This is a genomic window from Ferroplasma sp. (assembly GCF_037442045.1).
Classification (GTDB): Archaea; Thermoplasmatota; Thermoplasmata; order Thermoplasmatales; family Thermoplasmataceae; genus Ferroplasma.
In genome coordinates this window covers 1-4,890 of sequence record NZ_JBBIRC010000068.1, presented here as the reverse complement: position 1 = coordinate 4,890, position 4,890 = coordinate 1, and the positions used below count along the sequence as shown (strand labels likewise).

Sequence of the window (4,890 nt, the reverse complement as noted above, 5' to 3'; positions counted from 1 at the left end):
TGTAAAGAAACCGATCATTAATTATTAAAATATAAAATTTTTATGAGTTATTAATAAAAAATTATTTGCCCTTAATTCTGGTTTCATAATTACTCAAAATAGAGCTCAGGCACTTGCCGTAATTATATCCAGAGCCATCGTCTTCCATATGCATTTTTGGTGTGATGAGCTTTGTCCTGATTGAATATTTACCCTTTCCTTCAGCTTTGTACTTCCTGATATAGAACATTAATTTTCCATTATTCCCTATAATTCTTGATATGTTTTCAAGAAACTTGTCTGCCATGAAATATGTTATATCATAGAGGTCCCTATCCTGTTCTTCCAATCCGGATATTTCTATATAAAATCCCTCCTCTGATCCAGTTTTTATAGAATTTAATATATCAGTAATTCCAACAATTCCAGTGATTTTAGAATCATTATCGGTTATTGGTATAACATGTAAATGGTTTTTTACCATGAGTGCTGCTGTTTCGGAAATAGTAGCATCCTCTGTACTGCTAATGGGGTTATCCATAAGCGAAGATGCCACTATTTCCACCTTTGATTTTCCTGATGTGAATTCACCGTAGCTTATTTTTTGCTTGTCCATGACTATATTATTTATTATTTCCTTCAATCTTAAAATTCCTGCAAGTTTTCCTTTGTTTGTAACCGGAATTTCATATTCATCAAGTGTTCTGATTTTCTGGGATGATTCTTCTATCTCCTCATTTATATCTACAGATATTACATCAGCCGTCATTATTTCAAAATTTTTTGTTTTTTCTGGCGCCTGGTGTATCTCATTAATATTCCTTATAATATCCATCCTTGTAACTATCCCAACCAGTTTTTCTTTTTCAAAAACCGGTATAGAATTCAGTCCGCTTTCCATTAATAGTTTAACAGCCTCCATAACATCTGAATTTTGACTGATTTTGGGTGCAATTATTGAGAAATTGTATACTCTTGAATTTGTTCTGATGCTTCCTCTCCTTAAAATATTTTTATATGTGAGCATGCCTACATATTTGTTATCCAACATGACAGGCAGTTGCTGTATATCATTTTCCCTCATTTTGGAAAGAGCCTCAGAAATCTTTGCATTGCTATCTATTGTAATAAGATCCTTTTTCATTATTTCTGCTACATTCATTGTATCACCAGAATTTAAGCTTTTTTTCGCTTATCAATCTGTTAATTTCTTCAGTCTTATTTAATTTATTGCTTATGCCTGAAATTACATCTGCCACAAGACCCATATCTGATATTCCGCACCTTGTTATTTCCTGTGTGCCTATTCTTCCAAATCTGTCAATTATAACCATATGTTTTTCTAGTTCCTCGGAAAAAGTACGGTAATCATACTTTTTATTCTTCAAATAACTTTCATCGATGAGTAGCTGGTGAGTTTTGCTGTGTTCACTTCCTGGCAAAAGTTTAAAACCATCGGCTATTAAATTCTTTGAAAGATTTTCAGTATTATTAATAACTGCTTTAGCATATTGTTTTCCAAATTTTAACATTTCTTCAACAGCTATTGATAACGAGGCTATTCTGGAAAGATTTATATTATCCATGGTATTAAAAATTGTATTTTCATCGATTTTCTCTGCTATTTCATGATTATTGGTCATTATAATCCCGCCCTGAGGGCCAAAAAATGTTTTATGTGTTGATCCATAGACTACATCAGAATATTTAAGGGCATCAGGCTGAAATACTTTGCCGGCAAGCAGGCCCATGACATGTGAAGCATCGTAAAGAATGGTTAAATTATATTTTTCAGATATTTCATGGATTCTTTTCATATCATATGGTTTTATAAACATGGACTGGCCAAGTATAACTGTACCTATCTTCAGGTCTTTAATGCTTTTTTCCATTGCATCATATTCTAAATCGAAATTATTGCATGGCGCCTTATAGAAATTATATCCCAGCACACGATCAAGATGTTTGCCAGAGTATCCAGGATACCCTCCATCTTCCTCTGAAATTGCCATAACATTCCTGTTTCTTCCAAGGATAGATAATAGAGATATCTCTGCAGCTATGTGCCCGCTCAGTGGCCTGGGTTCACAGTATTTGCTCCCAAAAAGATTGTTCACATTATTCTTTAGAAGCTGAAGGATCTCATCAAAATATATTGTTCCACCGTAGGCATTGTAATTACCAGTACTGAGGGAATACCTGCCTGCCATATCAGATGAAAGGGCTTTTCTTGCATTTGGGCTGAGAATATTTTCTGATGCCTGCAGATTCAATGTGCCGCTTCTATAATTATCGTATCTGTCAATAAGTGCCTGTGTATTCATTTTTGGATATTGTTTAACTTTGTTATATATTTATTGGTGAAAGCCCTGTAATTTAAAGGAAGGCCATGATTACTTTATAATGCATTTTGAATCATGTATTAAGGATAGAAAGATTAATTAAAGTGTTTTTATATGGCATGCTATGTCTTACAGAATTTATGCTGAACCTGACGACGGATTAAAGCCTTTAACTTCATTGATAAAAAAATCCAGAAAATTCCTTTATATAAATTCATATTTGTTGGATGACCCTGAAATACTAAAATGCGTAGAGGAAGCAGTTAAAAAAAAGATCGATGTTCGTTTAATGGTTGATGGTCGCCCTTACGGCATTAATGGAGACGATGGGACACACGATGAAATTAATGATCTGAAAAAGACAGGTGCAATGGTAAAAATAGCTCCGAACAGGTTTGAAAAGCCGAATGTGTTTGACCATGCAAAATATATGGTTTCTGAACGGCAGGCCGAAGTGGGGACTCCAAATTTTACGGAAGCAGCTTTCTCCAAAAATAGAGAATACTTTACAATAACAACCAATAAAAATGTTATTAAATCCCTTAAAACGATATTCCTGTCTGATTTTAATAATAAAGCAGCTGGCGATATACCACGCAAATACCTTATTGTTTCCCCAGGATCAGAAAAAGTTCTAAGTGATTTTATTTTTCAGGAAAGAAAATTGTTGATAGAAACTGAAGAAATGGGAGACGACAAAGAAATTTTGAAAGTGCTTATGGATAAAGGGAAAAATGTAAAGCTTATTGTGCCCAGCACAGTATCTTCCACTGATATAGCCAGCTTAAAACAACTTAAAAAACATGGAGTAAAGGTAAAATATATGCCTGCTGAAAAGTTGTATATGCATGCAAAGATGATTGCTGGTAAAAAGGCATTTATCGGTTCTGAAAATTTTACAAAATCTAGCCTGAACAGAAATCGTGAAACAGGAATAATTTTGACTGGATTTTACAGAGTATCAGCTTTAAAAAATAAGTTTTCGCACGACTGGAGGAAAGCCAAGCGGAGTTTGAAGCTGGCAAAATCAGTACCTGTAACAAGAAATAAAAAATATGCCAAAAAAACTGCAAAATAAAAGCATTGCATTCAGCTCCTATTCAAATTATTTACAAATAGGTACGGAATTTACTGAACTGCATTAACAGTGGTTATAATGGCACTAAACTGATTATTATAAATTTGGTTATTCAGTATATTCAAAAGTTTTTAAGGTCACACCTTTTATTCTACGTCCAGAAAATCCTGGTAATATAAAATTACGGGACCTTTTTTGCTATTTATTATCATTCGGTTTGAATAAACATTTTCAATTTCTCCAGAAAACGTCCCGTTTTTAGTTTCTATTGTTGCACAATCACTTATCGGAACTTGCTTTATAGATACTATTTCTTCCTTTGCTATTATAACTGGCGTATAAATTACATTTTGCCCTGCATAAAATTTTAATGGAAGGTCCATTATTAGAGAATCCTCGCTAACAGATCTGATTAATCCTGTATAAGTCATTGAAACTGTTTTCACAAGATAAAGGCTGTCAAGCTCTCCCCTCTTAAAACTTTCAACGAAATCATTAAAACTAAATAACCTGGAACATGACATAAAACTATAACAGTGCTTTATATTAATTTGTATTTATTACAATGAATATGTTCATAATAAATTATTATTTTTAATATCAATTTTATTAGTTTTTTGATATTTCTACCACCGAAGTTGCTAAGATAAGAGTTATTTACAATTTTTTAAAAAAATATGCCACAGGAAGATTTTTGTTACTTTATCTCAATTATATTTTTAAAGAATCAATATCTCAAAAAATTAATTAATTGAAAAGATAATATTCAATAATATAAAAATAATATTGAATTCTCTATAAAATAGTATAATTGTATCCGATTAAAATGTTAACGGGATATAACCCTTATTTACATAGTCGCTTATAACTGTGGATATTGGTTTTATCTCAAGTTTTAATTCTTTTAATTTGCCATCAATATTATTTTTTTCAGCATAGCCACTGCACGCAATTGGTATAATTCCCTTTTCCTGAAGATTTTTAATAAGCTCTTTTATATCTTTATCATCGGAGGCTACCAATTTTTCACTCTCACCAAATAAGATAACCTTAGTTTCATCATTAAGGTGATTTGCAAGGTTCAGGCCCATAATTGCTTTTGTTTTGTCTTTCTCCCCAGAAATAACTATTATCAACATTTTTTCTGACATAACCATTTATATTTTACCACTATATAGTATTTAAGTCAAGCAATAATAAACAAAATATATATAGGAATGTAAAATTTTTTTATAAGATTAACGTTTAAGCAGTTGTTTGCATTATCCTATTATGTCCGATCAAACTGATAATAATTATCCCGGGCTTTCATGCAACAGTTCTAAATTTGCTGGAAATAATATAAAAGATATTTCTGAAAAATATGGTACGCCCTTAATAGTTTATGATATAGCAAGAATTAAAGCAAACATGGCAAGGCTTGAAAAGGCATTCGATAAGATAAAAATAAAAATACATTTTGCAGTCAAATCCAACTATAATCCTTATTTA

Annotated in this window: 5 protein-coding genes and 1 pseudogene; 2 read left to right on the top strand and 4 right to left on the bottom strand. The window is 31.9% G+C overall.

The features are described 5' to 3' along the window. Nucleotides 1–61 precede the first annotated feature (61 nt). Together WKI77_RS07225 and WKI77_RS07220 are read right to left on the bottom strand one after the other, a co-directional pair. On the bottom strand, nt 62–1,141 hold the full coding sequence (locus WKI77_RS07225; RefSeq protein WP_337861154.1) for a CBS domain-containing protein: 1,080 nt from the start codon (nt 1,139–1,141) through the stop codon (nt 62–64). 4 nt (nt 1,142–1,145) lie between these two features. Beyond that, a complete protein-coding gene (locus WKI77_RS07220; RefSeq protein ID WP_337861153.1) occupies nt 1,146–2,303 on the bottom strand; it encodes a DegT/DnrJ/EryC1/StrS family aminotransferase in 1,158 nt (385 codons plus the stop codon). Nucleotides 2,304–2,445: 142 nt separating this feature from the next. Between WKI77_RS07220 and WKI77_RS07215 the strand changes: the two genes are divergently transcribed. Beyond that, nucleotides 2,446–3,399, top strand: a complete 954-nt coding sequence (locus WKI77_RS07215) for a phospholipase D-like domain-containing protein (protein ID WP_337861152.1) — start codon at nt 2,446–2,448, stop codon at nt 3,397–3,399. Between the two features lie 146 nt (nt 3,400–3,545). Here WKI77_RS07215 and WKI77_RS07210 read toward each other — a convergent pair whose 3' ends face one another. Both WKI77_RS07210 and WKI77_RS07205 read right to left on the bottom strand, forming a co-directional pair. Next, a complete protein-coding gene (locus WKI77_RS07210) occupies nt 3,546–3,923 on the bottom strand; it encodes a hypothetical protein (RefSeq protein ID WP_337861151.1) in 378 nt (125 codons plus the stop codon). A 297-nt stretch (nt 3,924–4,220) separates the two neighbouring features. Next, nucleotides 4,221–4,550, bottom strand: coding sequence for a hypothetical protein (locus WKI77_RS07205; RefSeq protein WP_337861150.1), 330 nt, complete (start codon nt 4,548–4,550; stop codon nt 4,221–4,223). Between the two features lie 121 nt (nt 4,551–4,671). Between WKI77_RS07205 and WKI77_RS07200 the strand changes: the two are divergent. Continuing rightward, nucleotides 4,672–4,890: pseudogene (locus WKI77_RS07200) on the top strand (hypothetical protein); the annotation flags it as partial.